Annotated in this window: 18 protein-coding genes and 1 tRNA gene; 9 read left to right on the forward strand and 10 right to left on the reverse strand. The window is 64.8% G+C overall.

The annotated features are described in order from the left end of the window. Positions 1–41: 41 nt before the first annotated feature. From OU02_RS01615 to OU02_RS01640, 6 genes are all read right to left on the reverse strand, one after another. Positions 42–1,358, reverse strand: coding sequence for an O-acetylhomoserine aminocarboxypropyltransferase/cysteine synthase family protein (locus tag OU02_RS01615; RefSeq protein ID WP_033488432.1), 1,317 nt, complete (start codon positions 1,356–1,358; stop codon positions 42–44). Between the two features lie 25 nt (positions 1,359–1,383). Beyond that, positions 1,384–2,586 (reverse strand): trans-sulfuration enzyme family protein, encoded by a 1,203-nt coding sequence (locus tag OU02_RS01620; protein ID WP_033488433.1) that lies wholly within the window; start codon positions 2,584–2,586, stop codon positions 1,384–1,386. Between the two features lie 128 nt (positions 2,587–2,714). Beyond that, on the reverse strand, positions 2,715–3,569 hold the full coding sequence (locus tag OU02_RS01625; protein ID WP_033488434.1) for an ABC transporter permease: 855 nt from the start codon (positions 3,567–3,569) through the stop codon (positions 2,715–2,717). Continuing rightward, entirely contained in the window at positions 3,569–4,291 is a 723-nt protein-coding gene (locus OU02_RS01630; protein ID WP_033488435.1) for an ABC transporter ATP-binding protein, read from the reverse strand. Before OU02_RS01630 ends, OU02_RS01625 begins: the two co-directional genes overlap by 1 nt. 135 nt (positions 4,292–4,426) lie before the next feature. Beyond that, positions 4,427–4,999, reverse strand: coding sequence for a tetraspanin family protein (locus OU02_RS08245; RefSeq protein ID WP_051918153.1), 573 nt, complete (start codon positions 4,997–4,999; stop codon positions 4,427–4,429). Between the two features lie 28 nt (positions 5,000–5,027). Further along, the gene (locus OU02_RS01640; RefSeq protein ID WP_033488436.1) at positions 5,028–7,022 is read right to left on the reverse strand and encodes a PspC domain-containing protein; all 1,995 of its coding nucleotides are present in this window, start codon (positions 7,020–7,022) and stop codon (positions 5,028–5,030) included. Between the two features lie 114 nt (positions 7,023–7,136). Between OU02_RS01640 and OU02_RS01645 the strand changes: the two genes are divergently transcribed. The 5 genes from OU02_RS01645 (at position 7,137) to OU02_RS01665 (ending at position 13,737) form a co-directional block, all read left to right on the forward strand. Continuing rightward, positions 7,137–8,591 carry an ATP-binding protein gene (locus OU02_RS01645; RefSeq protein ID WP_165365683.1) on the forward strand — a complete coding sequence of 485 codons (1,455 nt, stop codon included), beginning with the start codon at positions 7,137–7,139 and terminating at the stop codon, positions 8,589–8,591. A 61-nt stretch (positions 8,592–8,652) separates the two neighbouring features. Continuing rightward, positions 8,653–9,336 (forward strand): LuxR C-terminal-related transcriptional regulator, encoded by a 684-nt coding sequence (locus tag OU02_RS01650; RefSeq protein WP_033488437.1) that lies wholly within the window; start codon positions 8,653–8,655, stop codon positions 9,334–9,336. A gap of 32 nt (positions 9,337–9,368) precedes the next feature. Beyond that, entirely contained in the window at positions 9,369–11,372 is a 2,004-nt protein-coding gene (locus tag OU02_RS01655) for a DUF4037 domain-containing protein (RefSeq protein ID WP_051918152.1), read from the forward strand. Positions 11,373–11,394: 22 nt separating this feature from the next. Continuing rightward, on the forward strand, positions 11,395–12,039 hold the full coding sequence (locus OU02_RS01660) for a DUF4125 family protein (RefSeq protein ID WP_051918256.1): 645 nt from the start codon (positions 11,395–11,397) through the stop codon (positions 12,037–12,039). Positions 12,040–12,225: 186 nt separating this feature from the next. Then, positions 12,226–13,737, forward strand: a complete 1,512-nt coding sequence (locus OU02_RS01665; RefSeq protein WP_238551869.1) for an alpha/beta hydrolase family protein — start codon at positions 12,226–12,228, stop codon at positions 13,735–13,737. Between the two features lie 3 nt (positions 13,738–13,740). Here OU02_RS01665 and OU02_RS01670 read toward each other — a convergent pair whose 3' ends face one another. The 3 genes from OU02_RS01670 to serS all read right to left on the reverse strand — a co-directional run bounded on the left by OU02_RS01670 (position 13,741) and on the right by serS (position 16,729). After that, positions 13,741–14,376 carry an HAD family hydrolase gene (locus OU02_RS01670; protein WP_051918254.1) on the reverse strand — a complete coding sequence of 212 codons (636 nt, stop codon included), beginning with the start codon at positions 14,374–14,376 and terminating at the stop codon, positions 13,741–13,743. Between the two features lie 899 nt (positions 14,377–15,275). After that, positions 15,276–15,360: transfer RNA gene (locus OU02_RS01675), tRNA-Ser, on the reverse strand. Positions 15,361–15,445: 85 nt separating this feature from the next. Then, positions 15,446–16,729, reverse strand: a complete 1,284-nt coding sequence (serS, locus tag OU02_RS01680; protein WP_033488439.1) for a serine--tRNA ligase — start codon at positions 16,727–16,729, stop codon at positions 15,446–15,448. Between the two features lie 179 nt (positions 16,730–16,908). Between serS and OU02_RS01685 the strand changes: the two genes are divergently transcribed. Then, on the forward strand, positions 16,909–18,042 hold the full coding sequence (locus tag OU02_RS01685; protein ID WP_033488440.1) for a diacylglycerol/lipid kinase family protein: 1,134 nt from the start codon (positions 16,909–16,911) through the stop codon (positions 18,040–18,042). A gap of 88 nt (positions 18,043–18,130) precedes the next feature. Here the strand turns inward: OU02_RS01685 and OU02_RS01690 are convergent, their stop codons facing one another. After that, positions 18,131–20,272: a glucose PTS transporter subunit IIA gene (locus OU02_RS01690; RefSeq protein WP_033488441.1), complete on the reverse strand. Its 2,142-nt coding sequence runs from the start codon at positions 20,270–20,272 to the stop codon at positions 18,131–18,133. Positions 20,273–20,634: 362 nt separating this feature from the next. On the opposite strand from OU02_RS01690, the gene pgm reads away from it, so the two are divergent. From pgm to rpiA, 3 genes are all read left to right on the forward strand, one after another. Next, a complete protein-coding gene (pgm, locus tag OU02_RS01695) occupies positions 20,635–22,311 on the forward strand; it encodes a phosphoglucomutase (alpha-D-glucose-1,6-bisphosphate-dependent) (RefSeq protein ID WP_022858249.1) in 1,677 nt (558 codons plus the stop codon). Between the two features lie 121 nt (positions 22,312–22,432). Next, entirely contained in the window at positions 22,433–23,413 is a 981-nt protein-coding gene (locus OU02_RS01700) for a ribonuclease H family protein (protein WP_033488442.1), read from the forward strand. Between the two features lie 324 nt (positions 23,414–23,737). Then, on the forward strand, positions 23,738–24,436 hold the full coding sequence (rpiA, locus tag OU02_RS01705) for a ribose-5-phosphate isomerase RpiA (RefSeq protein WP_033488443.1): 699 nt from the start codon (positions 23,738–23,740) through the stop codon (positions 24,434–24,436). Positions 24,437–24,481: the final 45 nt, after the last annotated feature.

The raw sequence follows: 24,481 nt of genomic DNA on the forward strand, positions 1-24,481 counted from the left end.
AGGTCCGTGCCGGTGGGTGCGCGCAGAGCCAAGGGCGATGGTCACAACTCGTAGGCGTGCGCAATCGCCTGGTCGAGGTCGGCGATCAGGTCGTTCACATGCTCCAGGCCCACCGACAGGCGGATCAGATTGTCGCTCACACCGGCCGCCCCACGGAACTCCGCTGGCACTTCACGGTGCGTGATGCGCGCCGGATCGACGATGAGCGAACGCGCGTCGCCGATATTGGGCACATAGCTGAACACGCGCACGCCGTCGAGCACACGGCTGACCTGTTCGCGGCCTCCGTCGAGTTCGAAGGAGAGCACCGGCCCCACGCCTTGCGAGAACAGCCGACGCACGAGCCGTCCCTGTGCGCCGCCGTCTGCCGCGTCGCCAATCGCGAGCCCGGAGTAACGCACGCGGCGCACATGCGGCACACCACGTAGGTGCCGCGCGATCGCCTGCGCCGAGCGCGTCTGCTCGCGCACGCGCACCGCGAGCGTCTCGAGCCCGAGCAGTTGCAAGTATGCGTTGAACGGGCTTTCCACCGCGCCAAACGTGCGCACATATTTGATGCGCACGCGGCGGATGTAGGCGTCGGCGCCGAAGCGGCTCGCGAAGCTGTGCCATGCGCCTGCGCGCTCGTCGCTCACCACCAGTTCCGGCTGGGTGAATTGCGGGAAACGAGGGCTCCCCCAGTCGAAATTCCCCGCATCGATGATCACGCCGCCGAGTGTGTTGCCGTGTCCGCTGATGCCTTTGGTCGTGGAGTGCACCACCACGTCGGCGCCCCAACGGATTGGCTGGAACAGGTACGGCGTGGGAACGGTGTTGTCGATGATGAGCGGCACGCCGTGGCGGTGCGCGAGTTCGGCGAGCGACGCCACGTCGGTGACCTCGGTGGACGGGTTGGCCACCGATTCGGCGAAGATCGCGCGCGTGTCCGGGCCGATGAGCGCCTCCACCTCGGCCAGATCGTTGATATCGCGCACGAAATCGGTGTGCACGCCGAACTGGGGGAAAAAGCTCACCATCGCATCCACCGACGCGCCGTATAGCGTCTTCGGCGCGATGATGCGCCCGCCGCCTTCCGCCGCACACAGCAGCGCGAACGAGACGGCGGCCATGCCCGAGGCCACGGCCACGGCAGACCGCCCGCCTTCGAGCGCGGCGAGCCGGCGTTCCAGCACGTCGACGGTGGGGTTGGCCACGCGCGAATACGAAAAGCCGTCCTGCGTGCCGGCAGACAGCGCGTCGCCATGTTCGGCGCTTTCCATGTGGAACGCCGCGCTCAGGTAGATCGGCGGCACGGCCGCGTGCGCGTGGTCGGCCGCGGTGTAGACGCCGTGGATCGCGTTCGTCTCAACATGACACATCGGTCTCTCCTTGGTGTACGGGCGCTCAGATGGCGAGGATCGTGCGCAGGTCGTCGGTCGTGCGTCGGCGCGCGTGCTCCTGCGCCACGTCGAAGGCCTGGTCCAGGTCGTCGATCAGATCGCGCACGTCCTCAATGCCGATCGACAGGCGGATGAGCTCGTCAGTGATGCCCACCTTGAGCCGTTCGCTGCGCGGCAGCTCGAAATGCGTCATGCGCGCAGGCAGCTCGGCGAGGCTTTCCACCGCCCCCAGGCTGACGGCCAGCCGGAAGACGCGCAGGTGGTCGAGCACGTCCGCCGGGTCGATGCCGGGCGCCACCTCGAAGCTCAGCACGCCGCCACAGCCGCGCAATCCCTTCGCTGCCACAGGCTCGCCATGGATGCCCGGGTAGTGCACGTCGCGCACATACGGATGCGCGAGCAGGTGCTGCGCCACGGCGAGCGCGTTCTCCTGCTGGCGTTCGAGCCGCAGCGCGAGCGTCTGGATGCCACGGCGCACGGTGTCGCATTCGGCAGGCGCAAGCACGCCGCCGAGGCGGTTCTGCGCATAGTACACGCGTTCGCCGAGCGCATCGTCGCGTACCACGGCCAGCCCGGCGATCACGTCGGAATGCCCGGCCAGGTATTTGGTAGCGGAGTGGAGCACGATGTCGGCGCCCAGGTCGAGCGGCTGCTGCAGATATGGCGTGACGAAGGTGTTGTCGACGATTACGATCGCGCCGTACCGGTGTGCGATGCGCGCGATCGCGGCGATGTCGTTGACCTGCAGCAACGGATTGGTCAGCGTCTCCACGTACACGGCGCGCGCGGGCGGCGTCAGGTCGTCACCGCGCACGGCCTGTTCGAGCGCGGATTCGCTCTGCGTGTCCACTGGCGTGCGGAGTAGTCCCCAGCGCTGGAAGTGCTCGTTGAACAGTGAATACGTGCCGCCGTAGATGTTCGAGCCGACGACGATGCGGTCGTTGGGCGCGAAGATCGAGAGCACGGCGTGGATCGCGGCGAGTCCGGAGGCGAACGCAAAGCCGCGCGTGCCGTGTTCGAGCTGGGCGATCTGGCGCTCCAGGAACTCGCGGGTCGGGTTGCCGCTGCGCGCGTAATCCCAGCGGGGCATCGACTCGACCGTTTCGAAAGCGTATGTGGATGAATTGTAGATCGGCGGGTTCACCGCGCCGGTCGTGTTGTCGCCAACGGGAAGCCCGTGAACGAGTCGGGTGTTCAATTGCGTCATATGCACCTCCTTGGGATGTCGTGGTCGTCCGGCGGCGGATGCATTGCCCGCGGCCGTACGATCCACGAACCTACAGAGATGGATGGCTCGACACGCGCCCGTGGATATACGCGTTGGTTATGGGGTGCTCATGACGCGCGGCGCCGTGCGGATGCGCGTTTGCCGATGAGATGGCGAATCGATGGTGCCGGCGCCGGGTCGGGCATCCGGTAACGGTCGTACGAGATGAAGCAGCGCCGGTAGACGAGGCCGAGGATGATGGTGCCGGCGAGCAGTGTGAGCGACGCGAACGATGTGAGGATGACGAACTGGTATTTCGCCGCGTCCACGGGGTTGCCGCCGGCGATGATCTGCCCGGACATCATGCCGGGGATGGTCACGATGCCCGCCGACGCGAGATTGGCGATGGTGGGCAGCATGCCGAGCCGAATCGACGAGATGATCGACGGGCGCGCCGCCTCCCAGGCAGTGGCGCCGAGCGCGAGCAGCGTGCCGATCTCCTCGTAGCGCTCACGCATCGATTCGAAGAACCGCGACATCGCCAATGCGAGCGCGGACACCGTGTTGCCGAGCATCATGCCGGTGAGCGGCACCACGACCTGCGGCGCATACCATGGGTGCGGGCGCACGATCAGCTCGGCCACCACGGAGATCATGATGAGCATGGTGACGACGAGGCTGAGCAGCACAATGGGCACGAGTCCCTTCGGTACGCCTTTCGCGCGAGACATGGTGATCTGCACGGCGGCGACGAGCATCACGCCGATAAGCGCAATGACGAGCCAGACGTTGTGCTGGCGGATCACGTACTCCAGGATGATGCCCATGACCAGCAGCTGGATGAGGGCGCGCGCCATGGACCAGACGAGCGATTTCGCGACGTCAAGCTTCATCAGCACGGAGATGCCGGCGGCGGCCATGACCATGCATGCCGCGATGAGCAGACCGATGTTGTCAATGGTGAAATACGTATGTTGCGCCATCAGTTCCGTCCCTTCCCCTGCTCGCTCAACACGCCGTCCTTGAGCACCATGATGCGGTTCGCCCGCCCATCAGGCGCGCGGTGCCGGATGCGCACCACTCCGGCGCCCTGCGAGGCGGCGCGTTTGAGCAGGTCGGCGACCTTGTCCGCATTGTCCTCATCGAGCCCCGCGTCGACCTCATCGGCGAGCAGCAGCTGTGGTTTGGTGAGAATCGTGCGCGCCAAGGCGATGCGTGCGGACTGGCCTCCGGACAGTTCGCGCGGGTCGCGCCCCAATTCGATGTCGGCGCACCCCATGTCGTCGAGCAGTTGGCGGATGTGCTCGTCTGTGAGCATGCCCGCCGGGTCCTGTTTTCGTTCGCCCTGACGGATTTTGAGTGTCCACGGCAGGCGGATTGCATCGGCCACCGTCTCTCCGATCAGTGTGGAGGTCTGCGGCAGGTACGACACGCGCACACGCCACTGTTGCGGTGTGAACGAGTCCGAATCCTTGCCGTCGAGTGTGAATATGCCGGTCGTGTGCGCGTTGAGGCGCGCGAAGGCGGTGAGCAGTGTAGATTTGCCGGCGCCCGACGGCCCGGTGATGTCGACGACCTCGCCGGCGTCCACATGGAAACTCAGATCGTGGAAGACGGTGTGGTCGCCGCCCTGCTGCGGCATGACGGCGGTGACATGGGTGGCTTCGAACAAGTGTGGCGCTGGGGGTGTGGGATTCGGGCTCATACCAGCCACTGTACAAACGGGCGGCGCGTGCCGCGCGGCACTTCGCCCGCGGCGAGGCATGGAAAAACGCCGCGTATACATTCGGTAGCAGGAAAAGCAGTGCATACGCGGCGCGCGAGTAAGAGTCAGAAGGAGTTATCGGTCGATACGCGCTCCTTTCGACTCGTGGATGGGGGAAGTCTGTTCACGGCGGCGCTTGCCGATGGCCGAGGCGATCGCCCAGACCACGGCGAGCACACACAGCAGGCCGCCGACGCCGGCGAAGAGGTATGCGGTGAAATGCTGCATGTTCGGGAAGAACACGAACGTGGCCGAGCTCATGGAGACGCCGACGGCGATCGTCAGCACGCCGCACAGCAGCACGACCACGCCGAGCACGATCGTGCCTGTGCTCGGTCCTTTCGGGCGCACGGGTTGCGGGGGTTGCGGCGCAGATTGGGGCGAGCTGTACAGCGGGACCGCGTTGGCGGGAGGCACTGTGCCGGTTGGGCCCTGAGGCGCTCCGGGCGCATCGGCCTCCTCGGCGGCAGCGCCCGCCTCCGGGGATTCTGGTTCGTCCGTGGGTGCGTCTGCGGACAGTTCGGTCGTCGCCTCGTCGAATTCGGCGAAACGTTCGCTCATCGGCATGTTCAGTTCGGTGATCTCGGCCGTCCCGATGACCTGGGTGTCGTCATCGCGTTCCGGCCACTGTGGGTTGGTGGTGTTCATGATCGTGTTCCGTTTCATCTGGTAGAGGTCAGCGTTGCGAGGCGTAGCGCACGGTGATGTTGCCACCGATCACCACGTTGGGTTGGATCACCAGTTCGGGCGTGACCGGCGCGGCGTCCGCCAGCACGGCGCATGGCCAGTAGTATCCATCCTTGACGAGCTGGCGCATCTGGCTGTTGGCTCCGGACTCGAATTCGACCTTGCCGTCGACGACACTCACGCCATCGCACAGTCGTGCCATGCGCTGCGATCGGAAGTTCTCGCTTGTCACGAAGACGTGCGCTGGCTCACGGTCGCCGTCACCGTCCGTCAGGTCATCGATGGATTCGTCGAGGTCGCCATCGTCCATGACCCGCACGTCGATGCTGGGGATGTGCACCCGCGTCGAGTTCTCGTCCACGGTCACGCGGATGTTGGACCAGTCCCCGTTGCCACCGAGCACGTCGAAGGGGTCTCCGCTCGTCATCGCCGAATACCGGTTGCCGAACGAGTCGACCGTGCCGTCATGCAGCGACGAATCGAATCCCCACGAACAGCCATCCGGGATTGTGATGACCACGCGGGCGTCCTCGACGGTCATCGGGATCGTGCCGACCGGGCACGTGGTCTCCTTGGTCTTGCCGTCGCGCAGTTCGATGGTGTGCTTGCCGTTCGTCTTCGCGTAGTCGCTCAGATCGATATCGAGCGTGCTGCGCGTCATGCCCTGGCCGCTCACGGCGATGCCCTTGGTGATCTCGTCCATGTCTTTCGCGGTCAACGAGGTGTCTACGCTGTCGGGTCCGATGCCGATCCGGGTGTAGTCGCGGCTCACCGCGTTTTTGTATTGGTCCATGACCGACCATGCGCCACCGACCGCCATGAAGCACGCGGCCAGGAACATGAGGGTCCACACAAAGGGGTGCAGGCCGCCGGTGCGCCGCCCACAACAGCCGAGGACCACGATGATCGCGCCCAGCACCGCCACGATGGCACCGACGTAGATGATCAGCGGCTGCACCTCGCCGATGAACGTGGTGCGGTCGTCGAGCACGATTGCCAGAATGCCGGCGGAGGCGAGGATGAGGCCGAAGAACAGCAGCACGACCATGGGGCCTGCGCCCTTGCGGCGTGCACGCCTCGGTTCACGCGGCGTGGCGGGCATCGGCACCGCGGCAGCGGCCGGCTGCGCGGTGTATGCAGGGGTCTGTTGGGCGGCCGGAGCCGCGCCCATCGGCATGGCGGACTGCGCATACGGCTGGGCCGCGGGCGGCACGGCGGCCGACGAGGCGGTCTGCGGGTATGCCTGCGACCACGCCTGCTGCTGCGGATTGGGGGCTGCCGCCATCGACTGCGGCGGTACCGGCCGCTGCGGCATGACCGGCTGCTGTGTAACCGGCTGTGCGGGTGCGCTCGGCTGTGGCATGGGGTGCACCGGTGCGCCACCGCTCGTGTAGGCGTTCGGCTGCGGAGGGTATGGCATGCCGGATGGCGCAGGTGGTGCGACCGGCGTGCGGAACCTGCGGCGGCCATTGTCGACAAGCAGGTAGAACACGAGCATCGCCAACAGCAACGGCATCACGTTGATGCCCCAGTGCAGACCGAAGCCGTAGTCCCAGTCGAAGCCTACCCCGAAGCCGAAGCCGCCGGCGATCACAATCGCCAGGATCACGCCCACGAACGCCCAATCCCATTGCCCCGCGATGATCTCCTCAAGCAGGATGCGGTGGTCGAGCTCGTCGGGCAGCAGCAGCCAGGCGATGCCGTACAGCAGACCGCCGAAGCCGCCGAAGAACACGGAGACGACCATGAGGACGCGCACGAGGGTGACGTTCCACCCCAGTTCGCGGGCGATGGCACCGCACACGCCGGCGATCACGCGGTCGTTGGTGCGTTCCACGCGGCTTTCGCGGATCCAGCGGAAGAACGAGGCTTCGGGCTTGGCCGTGGGCTGCGTGGGCTGGTGTGGCGAGGAAGAAGCGGGGGTCTGTGTGTATGCCGGACCACCTTGCCCCTGTGGCTCCGGATTGTGCTGTGGATTGCTCATGGCTCCATTACAGCAGGCCGCCAGCGTGAAACGCCTCGGGGAACACCCTGAATCACACCCTGAATCTGGGCGTGAGGCCCTGGCATTCTCCCTGAACCACGGCACAATGGAACCATGACTTCCGCACCTGCACCCCCTGCGAACGGCATGGCCGCAGCCCAGCCGCCAGCGCTGTTCCCCGCCAAACTGCCATTGCTGCGCCCCAAACACGGGCGTTGGATCGCCGGCGTGGCCCGTGGCATCGGCATGCATTTGGGCGTCCATGTGGCCTGGGTGCGACTGGCGTTCGCGCTCTCGTGCTTCGCGTACGGCGCAGGCGCAATCGCCTACGTGGCGCTGTGGGTGTTGGTACCACCGGGCGACCCGGTGGCCGAGGCCGCCCGCCGTGTGCGGCTCGCGCAATCCGCCGGCGCCGCGAATGCGCCGCTGTCGCGCGGTAATACGCCCTACGGAGCACCCCGAAGCCCCGAACCGGTGCCAGACAATCCTTATGATTACACAGGTCTGAACGAAGAGGCAGGCGGCCGTCCCGTCAGCATGGAGAGCATGCGCCAGGTGATCGACGAAGCCTCCAAACCCGCGCTGTTCGCGTGCGCAGGCGTTGTACTGATCGCGATCGCCCTGCTCATCAACCAACTGCAGACGGCCAATGGCCTGATGCTGCCGGTGTTGCTCGCCGCGGCCGGCGTGGGCCTCCCTTGGCTGCGCTTCAACGCGCGCACGGGGCAGACATGGACCACAGTGGTCGGCGTGTTGCTCGTCTTTGCCGCCTACGCGCTGCTCGTCACGCAGACCGCGATTGAAGACGGCTCCGTGCCGTTCCTCTACAGCCTGTGCGCCGGGTTCGCGTTGCTCGCAGGCGTATTGTGCGCGCTCGTGCCGCAGCTCGTCTCCCTGATGCGCACCTCGGGCCGCGAGCGCGCGCTCAAGGAACGTGAAGAGGAGCGCGCCGACATGGCGGCGCATCTGCATGACGGCGTATTGCAGACGCTCGCGCTGATCCAGCTGCATGCGGCCGAGCCGCAGCAGGTGTTCGCGCTCGCCCGTTCGCAGGAGCGCGAATTGCGCAGCTGGCTGTATCAGGAGCGCACCACGAGCGACCGTTCGGTCAAGGCGGGACTTGAGGAGATCGCCGCACAGGTCGAAGACACGCATGGCAAGCCGATCGACGTGGTGACGGTGGGCGACGCGCGGCCGAGCGCGCAGACCGACGCGCTGCTCGACGCGGCGGCGCAGGCGATGGTCAACGCCGTGACACACGGCGGCGAGCCGGTCTCGGTGTATTGCGAGGCCGGCGAACGCCAGGTGGAGGTGTTTGTGCGCGACCACGGCGAGGGGTTCGACGTCGACGCGATTCCCGAGGGCCGCCTGGGAATCCGTGAATCGATCATGGGGCGTGTTCGTAGGCGTGGCGGCACGGTGGAGATCGTGTCGCGCCCGCACTGGGGCACCGAGGTGCGCATGCACATGCCGATCGTGGCCGGCACATCCGCGCCACAGACGGCCGCGCCGGCCAAACCGTCCGCCGGAGCGGAGGACCATGGCGCGGCCGGCGGCGGCGCACTATGATGCTGCACGGGGACGCGCATGGCATGGACCAGGCGCAGCCCAACGGACCAATGGAGGACGCATGGAAGACACCACCCACACCCAGGCACGCATCGCGGTCGTCGATGACCACGAGATGTTCCGCGCGGGCGTGATCGCCACATTGCAACCGTATTTCGACATTGTTGGGCAGGCGGCGGATGTCGAATCGTCCATTGACATGATCGTGGCCACGCAGCCCGACGTGGTGCTGCTCGACGTGCATGTGCCGGGCGGCGCGGGCGGTGGCGGTGCGGAGATCCTGGCCAAATCGCACCCGCACGCCCCGCGCACCGCGTTCCTGGCGCTTTCGGTCTCCGATTCCGCGCAAGACGTGGGGGCGGTCATCCGCGCCGGCGCGCGCGGCTATGTGACGAAGACGATCACCGGGCACGACCTGATTCACTCAATCGAGCAGGTGAGCGAGGGGTATGCCGTGTTCTCGCCCAAACTCGCCGGCTTCGTGCTCTCCGCGTTCCAGGGCGCGCCGCCGGACGCGCCGGCCGCCGACGAGCCGGTGCACGACGAGGAGCTCGACCGGCTTTCGTCGCGCGAGCAGGAGGTGATGCGCCTCATCGCGCGCGGCTACACCTACAAAGAAGTGGCATCCGAGCTGTTCATCTCCATCAAGACCGTGGAGACGCACGTCAGTTCGGTCTTGCGCAAACTGCAGCTGTCGAACCGCAACGAACTGACGCTGTGGGCCTCCGACCGGCATATCGTCTGAACGTGCGCCAAGCGGTGCGGTATCGTGGACGCATGACCGCCACAACCACCACCGAAGATTCCACAACCCCGGACGCTTCCGATGCCTCCACGTTTGACGTCAACGAGTTTCTGAACCGCCTCGACGCCGTGTTCGCCAGCCACAGCGCCGCCACCAAAGCCGAGCCATTGCTGCTCGACGCCATGACCGACGCCGAAAACGCCGGCGACTTCGCCGGCCTGCTCACCGTGCTCAACGAGACGATGGGATTCTACCGGTCGCAAGGCCGCCACCAAGACAACCAGTGGATCATCCAGCGCGCGATCGAACTCGCCCTGCGACTGGGCCTCGAAGGCACCGAAGCGTGGACCACCACACTCATCAACGCCGCCACGTCACAGCGCGCCGCCGGCAACATGGAACAGGCCGAAGACCTCTACGAGCAGGCGCTCGCCTCCGCGCGCACCACCCTCGCGCCCACCGACCGCCGTCTCGCCGCCCTGCACAACAACTATTCGATGCTCCTGAGCGAAACCGACCGCCCCGCCAAGGCGCGCGCCGAACTCGAGGAGGCGCTGCACATCCTCGAATCGTCGAGCCCCGACCCCACGCACGACGTCGACATTGCCTCCACATGCACCAACCTCGCGCTGCTCACGCTGCAGAACGGCAGTGGCGGCGAGCAGGCGCTCAGCGAGGCGCGCACACTCGCGGACCGTGCGCTCGCGATCTACCGCGACGCGCACGCCGAACACAGCGCGCATTTCGCGTCCGCGCTCGCCGGCGCCGCGCAGGTGAGCTTCGCCGCCGGCGATGCCGTGGCCGCGGTCAGGGACTATGAGCGCGCGCTCGCGATCATCGCCGAATGCTACGGCGAGCATACCGAGTATTACGCGGTGACCGCGCAGAACCTGGCCGAGGCGCGTGCGGCGCTGGCTGCGCAGGGCACGCTGGATTCCACCAGAACACCCGAGGGGCCGCAGCCCTCGCCCGCACAGCTGTCCGCGCCGCACCGGCATGTGGAACCGGCCGCGCACCCCGCGCAGATGAGCGGCCTGCAGCTCGCGCGCGACTATTGGCTCGCCTACGTCAAACCGATGCTCGATGAGCGGTATGCCGAGTTCGCCCCGCGCATCGCGGTGGGCCTCGTCGGGCATGGGTCGGAATGCTACGGCTTCGACGACGCCCTTTCGCGCGACCACGACTTCGGGCCGCGCTTGTGCATGTGGCTCACCGCCAGCGACTATGCGCGCATCGGCGAGCAGCTGCAGGCGGATTACGAGTCCCTGCCCGCACAGTGCAACGGTTTCGCGCGCACCGCCGCCACGCCACGCGCGCAAGGTGCGGGGCGGCGCAGCGGCGTGTTCGAAATAGGCGAGTTCTTCACATCGATTACCGGCTACCCCATCGCGCCAGGCGAAAACGAGCCGCATCTGTGGATGATGCTCGACGAGGCTACGCTCGCCGCCGCCACGAACGGCCGCGTGTTCGCCGATGCGCTCGGCGCGTTCTCCAAAACACGCCAGTCGTTCAAACTCATGCCCGACGACGTGCGCCTGGCATTGATTTCCAAACGCCTCGGCATGATCGCGCAGGCGGGACAATACAATCTGCCGCGCATGCTGCAGCGGGGCGACGGCGCCGCCGCGTGGCTGTGCGTGAGCGAATTCGCCGACGCCGTCTCGTCGCTCGTCTTCCTCATCAATAATCCCGTGACGGTGGGCTATGCGCCGTACTACAAATGGCGGTTCGCGGCGCTGCGCGCGTTGAGCGCACGCGCCGGCATGCGGCTGACGGACGTGTGCGCGCAGCTCGAACAGGTGCTGCGCCTTGCCTCGGCGGCGTGTTTCGGTGGCGCAGGATTCGGCGAGGGCGGCGCGGGGGCGGCGCCGAATGTGCGCGAAGTGCAGCGGATTGTGGGCGATATCTGCGCACAGACCGTGCAGACCTTGCAGGACCTCGGCCTGACGACGAGCGACGAGGACTTCCTCGAATGGCAGCGCCCATACATCGAAGCGCACATCACAAGCGACGCCGCGTGTCTGCACAGTCTGTGACGGAGCGCCTACAATGGGGCGCATGAGTGCATCAATGAGCGGCGACGCCGACGCGCGGGAACGCCAGCGGCTCATCGCCGCGATCATCGACCTGGAATGGGGCCAGTTCCAGCGCACCACGAACCAAGGCGGACGCGCGGCATGCCAAGGCAACCGTCCGATGTTCGAACAGATGCGGTTGAGCCAGTTCGCCACGTGGCCCCACGACCTGCTCGTCAGTTACCGCACCGACCTCGCGGACGCCGAACGCGAGGGCCGCAATCTCGTGACCGAAAAATACGCGCGCATGATGGCGTCGACCGATCCGGAGACCTACGCCCGTGAGCTCGCACCGTATCTGCCCAGGATCAGCGGCGCGCGCACGGCGCAACAGGAGCGGATCATCGTACAGCAGGTGGCGTGGGCGCGCGCATTCATGCAACGCTGGCCCAAGCTCGGCGCGGCGATGCGCGTGCTGACCACCGCGCAAGACACGCCGGAGCAGACGTCGTTCGAGACCTACCTGCGCGGCGAACTGAGCACGTACAGCCCGCGTACGCTCGCACGGTATGGGCGTTTTGTGGACGATCTGGCGCGTGCGGGGCGCAACCTCACCGAAGAGACCGTCGGTGTGACGGTGCGGCTGGCGGGATTCCCCGGCCTCGACGACGCCGAACGCGCGCAGTGACGAAGCGTGGGGAGGAGTATACGCGCATAGCGTGCACGCCTGCCGCAGAAAGCATGAGGATGGGGCGGGCGGTTGGCGCGGCGCGCATTACAGTGGTGGGTTGTGCAGCATTTCTGGAAGCAATTCGTGTGGACTTTTGGCGCGTCGGTGGTATTGTGCGCCTTGCTCATGGGACTGAGCATATGGATGACGCCTCCATGGAAGGTGGAACCGCTCAACGAACACATTTCGGTGGCCTCATCGAACACGGCGATTGAAGCCAAGGGCATACGCGCCGAGACCGAAGGCACGTACCAGGTCAAGGAGACGCACCGCACGCTCACGGTGAGCGGCGGCAAACAGGTCGACGCGATTGTGCGCGAGCCCATCGACGCCCCGGGCAAACGGCCGGCCGTCGAATTCATCCACGGATCGGGAACCGGCGACTCCTCTACAAACAGCGACATCGCGCATGCGCTCGCCTCGGCCGGCATTGTAACGCTTGTGCAAAGCAAGCGGCTCGACAACTATTCGGCGCTGCACCGTGATTACGAGGCCTCCGCAACCGATTACCTGACCGGCATCGATACACTGCGGTCCCTGCCGAACGTGGACGCGAACAAAGTGGGCATCTACGCGGAATCGGAAGGCACGTGGATCACCGCGTTGATTACCAAGCGCGACCCCTCGATCGCGTTCACCGTGCTCGTCTCGGCACCTGTGTTCTCCGCACGCCAGCAGATGGCCGTCGGCGCCACCGAATACCTGCACATCATCGGCGCACCGGAAGGCGTGGAAGGCATTGTACCGAAGATGCTCAGCCTGAACCCGGGCATGCTTGGACTGGAATACGCGTCGTTCAATGCGGCCGATTACCGAAACACGCTCACCATGCCATTGCTCGTAGTGTATGGCACGCTCGACCGGTCGATGCCGGTCGAACAGGGCGCGCAACAACTGCTGCAGGACGCGAACAGCGTGGGCAACACCAACACGATGGTGCGCTACTACCCCACCAACCACCAGATCCGGCTTGGTTCGTCGCTGTCCAAGCCCGGACTTCCCCTGCCCGACCAGTACACGCACGACATCGAATCGTGGGTCAACGCGGTGGCCGCCGGCGCCGCAGCCAATGACTGGACCACGCCGAAAATCGCCGGAGCACAGCCGTTCCAGCAGTTCGCGGTGCCCACCGACATCCGCCCCGGCCTCATCACATCGTTCAACATGCTCGTGGCGATGTTCGTGTTCATCGTGCTGATGTGGCTCGTCACGGTTGTGCTGTGCATCGCGGCGCATCTGGGGCGCAAGAAGCGCGCGGCGGTGTCCACCGATGTCAACGGGCGCACGCTCATGCACCGCTTCACCAAACAGACACAGACACTCATCGTCGCGAACATCGTGCTCGCGCCGATCATCACCATCGGATTCCTCGCGTACTTCGCGTTCACCGCGGTCGCCGCGCTCAACCTGCGCGATTGCGCCACCGCACTCGCCGTGGGCTGGATCTGTCTGCGCATCGGCGCGGCGGTCTCCATCGTGCTGCTGTGCTGGCTGTGGGTGCGCATGTTCTTCTTCTACGGGCCGGGGCGCTTCGATGCCGATGATCCCGAGCCCGAGGCGCGCATGGCACGCGGTCATTGCGCGATCGTCGCATGCCTTTCGTTGTGCGTGCTTGTGGCGCTCGCGCTCGGTGTGTTCTTCAATCTCATCAGCTGAACGCTAGTCGAGCGTAAGTGCGCGGATCTGCGCCGCGCTCTCGAAACGCACGGCCTGCAGGCCCGCGGCGCGCGCGGCGAGCACATTGCACGCATTGTCATCCACGAACAACGTCTGCGCGGGATCGAGATGGAAACGGCCGATTGCGATGTCGTAGATGCGCGGATCCGGCTTGGCGACGCCCTCCTGCGCTGAAATGACCGTGCCGCCGAGCAGGTTGAGCCAAGGGTATTTGCCGTGCATCTCGCGCACGCCGCGCACGGTGAAATTGGTCAGTCCCCACAGGCGCACGCCGCGCGCGTGCAAGTCGCGCATGAGCGTGGGCATGCCGTCGATCATGTCGTAGAACCCGAGCCGTTGGAACTCGAAATACAGGCGCATGATCCACGCCACGGCCGGCCCGTGTTCACGCTCGTAGTCGGCGATGATGCGTTCCTCGCCCCACCCTTGGTCGGCGAGATCGTCGTAATACGCCACGCCATGCGGATCGGCCGGATCGAAGAACATGTCGACGACGCCCGGCGGATACAATCCTTTGATGGTGCGGCGGGCACGCCAGTCGACGAGCACCCCGCAATAGTCGAAGATGACGTCGGTGACGTGCGGGATGGCGGGCGTGGTGATTGCGGTGTGTTCCATGGCCTTCATCGTACGGCTGTGTGCAAACCGCCTGCATCGTTCCTTCCGATCCAATCGGCTGCAATCCATGTACAGTCGTATGGGTCAGCTACACCCCGCCCAGATGTCCACCGCCCGGTCGGATGTCCTGTACAGCTGTTTGTGGTCGCATACTAGATACAACGTGCCTTTTGAGGTGAGACAGACATCCATCCATGGCTACCCACCACGCATCGACAGCCATTCAAGGGCAGCAAGACAGCTGTATATGGCTGCACCCTAGACACGGGCTGCCGTTTGAAGCGCGGTGAACGGCGTCACATATCTATGGGCTAGACACCGACAGCCATTTGCAACAGCTGTATGCCGGCTTACGGATGCCTCTGTTGCACACGAGCAAAAGAAAAACCCGCTGGATTGCTCCAGCGGGCCTCTTATCCATGGCGGCCATGCGGCTATAGGGTGATAATCGCACTCATCGATATGCACTTCACATCATATGTTGGATATTCAGCGTTATCTACCGGCTGTCTACCTCTGTTCGGGCACGATGCCCTGCGCCTCGCCATCCGTCTCAGCCATCAGCCTGTCCAAGGCGGCAAACGTCGACTCCCATTGGTCGCGCATCGTATGGTTCCTCCTTCCACCATCTCGTCTTCGCAAAGCATCCACATATCGTAACGGCCCTCGCGAATTTGGTTCGCTGTGAGCGATGCCCCCACAGGGTATGCCCATGAGTTTCTGTACCACCGGGCGTGCTAGCCCTCTGCAACTGTCTGGAATCCCTTGCAGGCAGCGATATTTGAGACATATAGACAAGCCAGAATCCAGCAACAACCATAATGCCTATATGCCCAATCCACGTTGATTCCTATGTGCATGAAAAAAGGGTTTTGAACCGAAGTCCAAAACCCTGTAGGCGGATAGGGCGAGATTCGAACTCGCGGATGGTTGCCCATCAACGGTTTTCAAGACCGTCTCCTTAGACCGCTCGGACACCTATCCAGTATGCGTGACGCACGGTGTTCCAGTGTAGCACGGCATGCGGTCCATGTCCCACCAGGCACCGGCGCCACACACAATCCAATGATCAAGCCTCCCACTTGGTGGGTTCGATGACCTCTTTGCCACCCATGTACGGGCGCATGGCCCGCGGGATCACAATCGAGCCGTCCTTCTGCTGGTGGTTCTCCATGATCGCCACAAGCCAACGCGTGGTGGCCAGCGTGCCGTTGAGCGTGGCGACCGGCTCGGTGCCGTTCTCCACACGCTCGCGGATGTTGAGGCGGCGCGCCTGGTACTGCGTGCAGTTCGAAGTGGACGTCAGCTCGCGGTAACGGCCCTGCGTAGGCACCCATGCCTCGCAGTCGAACTTGCGCGCCGCGGACGATCCAAGGTCACCGGCGGCCGTGTCGATCACACGGTACGGCACCTCGACCTTGCCGAGCATCTCCTCTTCCATCGCCAGCAGGTGCTTGTGCTGCTCATAGGAGTCCTCGGGCCTGCAGTAGACGAACATCTCCACTTTGTCGAATTGATGCACGCGGATGATGCCGCTCGTATCCTTGCCTGCGGCGCCTGCCTCGCGGCGGTAGCACGAGCTCCAGCCGCAATAGCGCAGCGGACCGTTGCTCAGATCGAGGATCTCGTCTTCGTGCATGCCGGCGAGCGCCACCTCCGACGTGCCCACGAGATAATCCTCATCGGGCTCGCGCAGACGGTAGATCTCATCGGCGTGCGAGTTGAGGAATCCGGTGCCGCGCATCACTTCGGGGCGCACGAGCGTCGGCGTGATTGCGAGCACGAAGTCGTGCTCCTGCGCCTGGTCCACGGCCATCGTGAGCATGGCGATCTGCAGGCGCGCGATGTCGCCGCGCAGGAAGTAGAAGCGCGATCCGCTCACCTTTACGCCGCGCTTCATGTCGATGCCCGCGACCTCTTCGCCGAGCGTCAAATGGTCCTTCGGCTCAAAACCCTCGGCTGCGAAATCACGGATCGTGCCGACTTCCTTGACCACCACATAGTCATCTTCGCCACCTTCGGGGGCCTCCGGCTCCACGATGTTCGACAGTTTCCACATGGCGGTGGTGTATTCCTCGTTCGCACTGTCCGCGTCCGCCTTATACGCCGAGACCTGTTCGGAAAGCTCCTTCGTCTTGGCGATGAGCGCGGCCTTCTCGTCGGCCGGGGCCTTGGCGACTTGCTTGCCGATCTCCTTCTGCTGGGCGCGTGCCTCTTCAAACTTCTTGAGCGACGAGCGGCGCACTTCGTCGGAGCGCAGCACCTCATCCACCAGTTCCACGGACTCGCCGCGCTTGCGCTGCGATTCCTTGACGACTTCGGGATGTTCGCGAATGAATTGAATATCAAGCATGGGCACCAGAGTAATGCGCTTAGCAGACAGAACACCGCCTGTTTTTCCGCCGCTTTTCCACGCGCGCACACCGCACGGCCATGCACATCCCACCCTGCGCACACCATGGGTTGCTAAGATTGTGCTTTGATCGATTGAGCGGGCGCGCCGGCGCAGCGAGAGAGCAAGGACACGAAGCCATGAACCAACAGACAATCATACTGCTCACTGTCATGCTCGTGCTCATCGCCGCAATCATCGCGCTCATCGCGTTCCTGCGCATGCGCATGCACCGCCGGCGCGTGGCATTGCTGCAACAGCGCCGCGACGACCAGGTGCATTACGCGTTCATCATCAACCCGTCCAAACCCGCCGCCGCACAGACACGCCGGCAGATCGAGGCATACTGCAAGGCGAAAGGGCTGACCGAAGTCGTGTTCATCGAGACGATGCTCGACAAAGACGGTCGCGTCTGCGCGCGCGAGGCGCTCGACGGTGGCGCCGACGTGGTGATCGCCGTGGGCGGCGACGGCACCGTGCGCACGGTGGCGAGCGCGCTCGCCGGCACCGAGCACGCGATGGGCATTGTGCCGATCGGCACCGGCAATCTCTTCGCGCGCAACATGGGCATTCCGCTCGACGACATTGAGGCCGCGCTGACGATCGCCGTCTCGCACGGGTCGCGGCGTGTGGACCTGGGCCGTGTCAATCTGCTCGACGACCCGAACGAGGACCATGGGCACGCGTTCCTGATCATTGCGGGCATTGGGTTCGACGCCGTGATGATTGACGACACCGACCCCAACCTTAAGCGCAACTTCAGCTGGCTTGCCTACTTCCTTTCCGGGGCGAAGCACCTGTTCGCCCCCAAATACCGTGCCGACGTGCGCATCGAAGCCGCCGACCACACGGTGCACACCGACCGCGGGCTCGAACTGCGCACATTCATGGCGGGCAATTGCGGTGAGATCCCCGTGTTTTCGCTCATGCCCGACGCATCGTTCAACGACGGCCTGCTCGACTTCGAAGTGATCGACACGACCGGCGGTTTGCTTGGCTGGGCGAATCTGTTCGGCGACGTGGTGCACCAGACGATCACGAAGAAAGCGAAGCAGAGCCCGCTGTCCATGCATTCGAAACTCGAGCAGATGCAGGGCTACAGCGCCGAGGTGCGCCTCGACCGGCCCGTGCTCGCGCAGGTCGACGGCGACATGCTGCCGAGCACACAGCATCTGCGGTTCTCGGTGGAGCGTGAGGCGTTGATCGTGCGCGTGCCGTTGCCCGACCCGGAGCAGCTGAGCGCGACCGCGCAGCTGCCTGCTGTGCGTGCCTGAATCAGCCGGCCATCCGCCCCATGACAAGAGCGGCCGCCACGATTGTGGCGGCCGCTCTATTGGTTGAGCTCAGTCTTGCTCAGCGCACTCAGTGCTCGATGTCGATGACGACATCGCCCGGCTGTACGTCCTGATCCACATGGGGCGTGACGCGGGTGAGCGCGGCGGTGTTGAGCACGGTCATGAGTGTGGTGGTGCTGTAGCCGGCGGCCGTGACCTTGCTGAAGTCCACGTCCACGAGCTTGTCGCCCACGTTCACACGCTGGCCCTGCTTGACGGCGACGGTGAAGCCGTCGCCGTTCATCTTGACGGTGTCGATGCCGACATGCACCAGCACCTCGATGCCGTCATCGGTCTTGATGCCGAACGCATGGCCGGTCTCGGCCACCGTGCTGAGCACACCGGCGAGCGGCGCGTACACGGCGTTGCCGGTGGGCTGGATGCCCACACCTTCGCCAAGCGCGCGCGATGCGAACACCGCGTCCCCGCAATCGTCGAGCGAGATCACGTGGCCGGCGAGCGGCGAATAGACGTGGTCGGTCGGCTGGGCCGGGGCATCCGCACGGACCGCGGCGGCGCCGGCGGCCGATGTCTTGTCGGCGGGCAGCAGATTGTCGTCCTCATGCGTTTCGGCGTGCTCCACCGCAGCGCGGTTCGCCGGGGTCTCGGTGGCCTCGTCGGCCTGCACGGCCTGCACACGGGCGAGCACCTCGGCCTTTTCCTCAGGTGTGCGGTAATCGAACGTGACGACCATGAACATCGAGACGAAGAACGCGATCGCAATGGAGATGCCGTAGACCCACATCTGGTTGAAGACCGGGATCGTGAGCAGCGACGTGAACGCGAATGCGGTCGTCGTCACACCGTGCACGACTTCGCCGTTCTCCAGCGTGGCCGGGAAGAGCCAGCCAAGCACGGCGATGGAGATGCCGCCGGCGGCGCAGCCCACGAGCATGCGGCTGTACATCTTCTTGAAGCGCAGGTGGATGCCGTAGAGCGAAGGCTCGGAGACACCACCGAGCAGACCTGCGGCGAGCGCGCCGATCGAGGTCTGGCGCATTTCGGTGTCGCGGTCACGCAGCGCCAGGATCAGCACACCGGCGGTGGCGCCGAAGCAGGCGAAGTTCCACGTGCCCATCGGGCCTTGGATGAAGTCGTAGCCCATCGTGTCGATGTTGATGAGCATGAGGGCGTTGAGAGGCCAGTGCAGGCCGAGCGGCACCAGGAACGGGTAGATCATCGGGATCAGCAGCGCGAAGATGAACGGCGCATGCGAGTTGAGCCATGCGAGGCCCACGCCGAGCCAGTTGCCGACCCATACGCCAAGCGGGCCGACGAGGAACGCGGTGAGTGCGCCGACGATGACCATGCACAGGAACGGCACGAACACGAGCTGCACCGAATCCGGGATGATCTTCTTGAGCCCGTGGTAGACGAGCGCGAGCACGGCGGCCATCAGCAGTGGCACGAACACGTTGCCGCTGTAGTCACTGAGCTGCATCGGCATGCCGAAGACGGTGGTGGTGCACTGCTGGGTGCCGACGACGCTCTGCGAGCAGTGGGTCTCGGCCCATGTGGTGTCCATGAGGCTCATGAACGACGGCGTCATGAGGGCGGCCATGATCGCGCCGCCGAGCCACGGGTCAACGTTGAGCTTCTTGGACGCGTTGTAGGCGATCATGATCGGCAGGAAGTAGAACACGCCCTTGTACAGCGCCTGCACAAAGACCCATGTCGGCGACTGCGTCTCGCTCTGGATCCAACCGCATGCGATGCACACGTTGATGATCGCGATGATGAGCGATGCGCCGAGCAGCACGCCCAGGATCGGACGGAATGAATCGGACAGGTACTCGAAGAACGAGTCGAGCCATGCCACCTTGCCGCGGGCCTTGGAGCGGGCGGCCGCCTTGACGTCGGCGTTCGACATGCCCTCCGTGGAACCGCCGGCGGCCTTGGCCGGGGCGCCGGATGCCACACGCTGCATCTCGGGCAGGTTCATGATGTCGTTGTAGACATTGGCGACACCGCCGCCGATGACCACCTGGTAGCGGTCGCCGCTCTGCGGGACCGCGCCCAGCACACCTTTCATGTGCTGGAGCTCGTTCTGGTTGACCTTTCCTGCATCAACCAGTTCGAAACGAAGGCGAGTGGCGCAGTGCGTCAGGCTTTTGACGTTATCTGGGCCACCGATCGCAGAGATGATCTGCGAAGGTAACGAGTCAGCCATCGTTCATCCTTTCCTCTTGTGATTGTGGTCGCCAACGAAGCCCCATTGCCGCGTGGCGGACGATCCGAGATGGCACAGTACGCCTCAGTGCCGTAATGGAGAATCGGACCGGACGTCCCAGCAACCAGCCTCGTGGAATCGTTTCCAGTGTACTCGCTTCGGCTTTCACGCCTTCCGCCAAAAGCCAAGCCGTATGCGGCATCATGTGCTCATTTTGATTATTTTGTTGATTTTTGTGAACCCTGAGGCCAATGCAATCGATTTCATCTCTTCGCCATCGGCTAAACTTTGATACTGCCGCCTGTCGTGTCTCCGCACGGTAGGCTGGAGCAGTCCATCGTTACAGATTGATTGAAGGTTGTATGGTTGCACAGAACGCGGGTATGCCCGCCACTCCAGCAGATCTTATTGACGTCGATGAAGTCATCGGCAAGTACTACGACGTGGTGCCGGACCCGTCCGTGCCCGAGCAGCGCGTCATCTTCGGCACTTCGGGCCACCGCGGCTCGTCGCTGAAGACCTCGTTCAACGAGGCGCACATCGTGGCGATCACGCAGGCCATCGCGGAATACCGCAAGGCCGCCGGCGTCACCGGCCCGCTTTACATCGGCCGCGACACCCACGCACTGAGCCTGCCGGCATGGAAGACCGCGATCGAGGTGCTCGTGGCGAACGGCGTGCGCGTGCGCGTCGATTCCCGCGACGACTACACCCCCACCCCCGTCGTCTCCCAGGCGATCCTGACGCACAACCGCGCGGCGGACGGCACCCAGCGCTTCGAAGGCGCCGATCTGGCCGACGGCATCGTCGTAACGCCTTCGCACAACCCACCCACCGATGGCGGTTTCAAGTACGATCCGGTCACCGGCGGCCCGGCGCCGTCCGAGGTGACGAACGCGATCGCCAACCGTGCGAACGAACTGCTCGGCGATTTCAAGAGTGTCAAGCGCGTACCGTTCGAGCAGGCCATCAAGTCCGACCTCGTGGAGCGCTTCGACTTCCGCGAGCACTATGTGGACGACCTCAAGAACGTCATCGACTTCGACGTGATCCGCAACTCCGGCGTGCGTCTGGGCATCGACCCGCTCGGCGGCGCCTCGGTGAACTACTGGCCGCTCATCAACGAGAAGTACGGCCTGAACATCGGCGTCATCCGCCCCGAAGTCGACCCGACGTGGCGTTTCATGACGATCGACCATGACGGCAAGATCCGCATGGACCCCTCGTCGCAGTATGCGATGAAGGGCCTCGTGGACGAGCTCAACGCCGGCGCATGGGACAAGTACGACCTGGTGGGCGGCACCGACCCGGATGCCGACCGCCACGGCATCGTCTGCCCGAACTGGGGCGTGATGAACCCGAACCACTACCTGGCCGTGTGCGTCGAATACCTGTTCGGCGGCAACCGCCCCGACTGGCCGGCAGGTGCAGGCGTGGGCAAGACGCTCGTCTCCTCCTCGCTCATCGACCGCGTGGCCGCGGCGATTGACGCGCACGTCGTCGAGGTGCCGGTCGGCTTCAAGTGGTTCGTCGACCCGCTGTTCACCGGTGAGGTCGCGTTCGGTGGCGAGGAAAGCTCCGGCATGAGCTTCCTGCGCTTCAACGGCCGCGTGTGGACGACCGACAAGGACGGCCTGATCCCCGACCTGCTCGCCGCCGAGATCACCGGCAAGACCGGCAAGAACCCGGCGCAGCTGCACCAGGAGCAGGTGGAGCGCTTCGGTGAAAGCTGGTACAGCCGCATCGACACGCCCACCACCCTTGAGCAGAAGCAGAAGTTCGCGAACCTCAACGCCGACGATGTGACCGCCACCACGCTCGGCGGCGAAGATATCACCGCGATCCTGACCAAGGCGCCGGGCAACGATGCGCCGATCGGCGGCATCAAGGTCGTGACCGAGGACAACTGGTTCGCGGCCCGCCCGTCCGGCACCGAGAACATCTACAAGGTCTACGCCGAGTCGTTCGTCTCCCCCGAGACGCTCGACTCCGTGCTTGACGAAGCCACGCAGGTCGTGGACAACGCCCTCGGCGAGTGACGCGTCCGGCATAATCCACATCTGCAGGCACCGCCCGCAAGAGCCCGGTTTTCCCACCGGCAGCTTCTTGCGGGCGGTGCTTTTTGCGCCACGGGCAGTGCCTGCACGTACAGTGGAACATATGACGATCACTGTTTCCACTGACGGATCCGCCCTCGGCAATCCCAACGGGCCGATGGGCTGGGCATGGGCCGACCACTCGAGCCAAGGCGAGCACGCGCATACGGGCGATTGCGACGCCGGCGGCGCGACGAACGGCACGAACCAGATCGGCGAACTGTGCGCGGTGCTGATGGCGTTGCGCGCGCACCCCGGCAGCGAGCCGCTCATCATCGAAACCGACTCGCAGTACGCGATCAACTGCTCCACCAAGTGGGTGCACGGGTGGAAGAAGAACGGCTGGAAGAACTCGAAGAAAGAGCCGGTGAAGAACGCGGACGTGATCAAGGCGATCGATGCGGAACTGCGCGCGCGCGAAGGCTCGGTGCGCTTCCAGTGGGTCAAGGGGCATGCGGGCAACGCCGGCAACGAGAAAGTCGACGAGCTCGCGCGCACGTACGCCGAGGACTGCAGGTCGGGCGTGCGCGACGGCTACCTGCCGCGCGAAGGCTGGCAGTCGCTGCTCGATTCGCCGTACGCGCGCGGCACCGACGTGCCGATGGACGCGCAACTGCTGCTCGACGGCGAGCTCGACCGCGCCAAGTACGTGGCCGGCCGGTGCATGGGAGGCGCTCCGGAAGAGTCGGCCGAGGGCGCGGAGAACATCGTGCCTGCCGCTGCGGAACCGCATGATACGGACGTGCGCGCATCCGGGCCCGGCGAAGCCGCGCACGCGAAATCCGCTTCCGGTGAACCCGCACACAATACCGCACCTGTACGCGACACCGCGCCCACACAGACCGCGGTGGCCGCGCAACCGGCGCTGCGGCACAGCGGACTGCACGTGGGCGGCGCGGTGCGCTTCACTCCCCCACCCGAATCGAGCCCGCATTTCGACGGCCGCCCGCGGCGTGTGCGCGGCTATATCGAGGTCGACGGTCTCGTCGATGGCGACGGCACGTTGACGCTCGACGACGCACCGTTCCTCGTCTACCAGTCGTAGCAACCGGACCGGCATCCAGCGGCATCACCCGGCTTCATTCGACTTTGTGAGCCCATTCGCGCAGAGATGCTCCATGAACGCGTGCTTCATTCGACATTCCGAGACAATTGCCTCAGCATGTCGAATGAAGCGCGCGTTCATCTGCCCTTTCGTCAAGAACGGTCTCAACACATCCAATGAAACAGAACGACTGGTGTGCGCGGGGATTCATCCGTGTATGGAACCGCCCGTGAAACACGGAGGGCGGCGCGTTCTGTTGACTCGGTTAGTATGGGAGGCAGTGCGCGGGGCGGTTCCGCGCCATGATTCGCATAAAGGAGCGTTATGGAGAAGGCACAGCAGGATGCGATGAAGAAGGAAGCCGGCATCGAAGCCGCGAAGCTCATCACCGACGGCATGATCGCGGGTCTGGGCACCGGTTCGACCGTGCGGTTCCTCGTGGACGAGCTCGGCCGCCGCGTGCAGGAGGAGGGCCTCGACTTCACCGGCGTGACCACTTCCCGCCGCACGCAGGAGCAGGCCGAAGGCTACGGCATCAAGATCGTGAACATCGACGACGTGGACCACATCGACCTCACGATTGACGGCGCCGACGAAGTGGATGCCAACTTCAACGGCATCAAGGGCGGCGGCGCGGCCCTCCTGTGGGAGAAGATCGTGGCCGTCAATTCCAACAAGATCGTGTGGATTGTGGACGAGTCCAAGGTCGTGGACGTCATCGGCAAATTCCCGCTGCCGGTCGAAGTGATCCCGTTCGGCTGGTCGCACGTGTTCAAGCGTCTCGACGAGCGCGGCTACAAGCCGGTGCTCCGCCTCGACGCCGAAGGCGAACCGGTGCGCACCGACGAGAACAACTACGTGATCGACCTGCATCTGGAGCGCATCGACGACCCGCAGGCGCTGGCCCAGGACCTCATCAACATCGTGGGCGTTGTGGAGCACGGCCTGTTCCTCAACATGGTCAACGAAGTGATCGTGGGCAGCCCGGACGGCCCGCGCGTGCTGACCAACCCGAACAAGTGACCCGGTTCAGGCACTGAACGCCGCCAACGCAGGAGGCCCCCAAAT

The organism is Bifidobacterium pseudolongum subsp. pseudolongum DSM 20099 (assembly GCF_000771225.1).
Lineage (GTDB): Bacteria > Actinomycetota > Actinomycetes > Actinomycetales > Bifidobacteriaceae > Bifidobacterium > Bifidobacterium pseudolongum.